This is a genomic window from Haematospirillum sp. H4485, from assembly GCF_012102745.1.
In the GTDB taxonomy this organism is placed as follows: domain Bacteria; phylum Pseudomonadota; class Alphaproteobacteria; order Rhodospirillales; family Rhodospirillaceae; genus Haematospirillum.
Genome location: NZ_JAAVSY010000029.1, coordinates 1 through 1,039, shown reverse-complemented (window position 1 = coordinate 1,039; position 1,039 = coordinate 1). Strand labels below are relative to the sequence as shown.

General features: G+C 57.4%; 1 protein-coding gene. It reads left to right on the top strand.

The features are described 5' to 3' along the window. Window positions 1–1,039 (top strand): M10 family metallopeptidase C-terminal domain-containing protein (locus HEQ61_RS11055; protein WP_168084796.1); only part of this gene is annotated, 1,039 nt, incomplete at both ends.

Sequence of the window (1,039 nt, the reverse complement as noted above, 5' to 3'; positions counted from 1 at the left end):
GGCGGCTTCAAGTCCACGCCGCTGACCTACATGCTCAATGACATGGCCGCGTTGCAGTACTTGTACGGGAAGAACATGACAACCCGCACCGGTGACAACCGGTATGACTTTGCCGGCAAGACCTATGTTTATGAAACCATCTGGGATGCGGGCGGCAATGACACAGTCAGCTGGAGCGGGCGGGATACGTCTGCAAACATTGACCTGACACCTGGCACCCTGTCGTTCTTCGGGGGCGTTGATACCAAATCCGATCCGGCAACCTGGGACAAAGGCAGCGGAATTCTGGGCATTGCCTACGACACCCATATCGAGAATGCAGAGGGTGGAAACAGTCACGATATCCTGCGCGGCAACGACGGGAACAACCGGTTGCAGGGCGGACCAGGCAACGACCTCCTTGAAGGAAAAGGCGGGCGCAACACCCTGGATGGCGGCGATGGCATCGATACGGTCAGCTACGTGTTCCTGGATCGTCCTGTTTCCATAACCCTGAATGGAGCTTTCAGTTCTGTTGCCAAAGTTGATGGCCAGGACAAGGACACCCTGCGCAATATCGAGAATCTAACGGGTGGAGCCGGAGCAGATCATCTGACAGGCGACAGCGGTGACAACATTCTGGAAGGTGGTGACGGGGCAGACCATATCAACGGCGGTGCCGGCCGCGACCGTCTTTACGGAGATGGCGGAGCAGACCATCTGACAGGGGGTGCCGGAGCCGATGTGTTTGCCTGGCGCAATGTTTCTGATTCCGGGCCGGGCATTATAGGGCGAGATACCGTCCATGACTTTAACTCTGCCGAGAACGACCGCCTGGATTTCTCGGAGCTGGATGCCAACGCCGCTCTGGAGGGACATCAGGCCCTGACATTCAGCGGTCAAACCCCGCGCGCCTTTTCGTTGTGGTACAAACCCGATGCATCCGGGTTGACAGTCTTTGCCGATACGTCCGGGGACACGAAAGAGGATTTATCCGTGCGCCTGAACGGCGTAACCACACTATCCGCCCAAAACCTCATTCTGGACACAACGAGGGTTG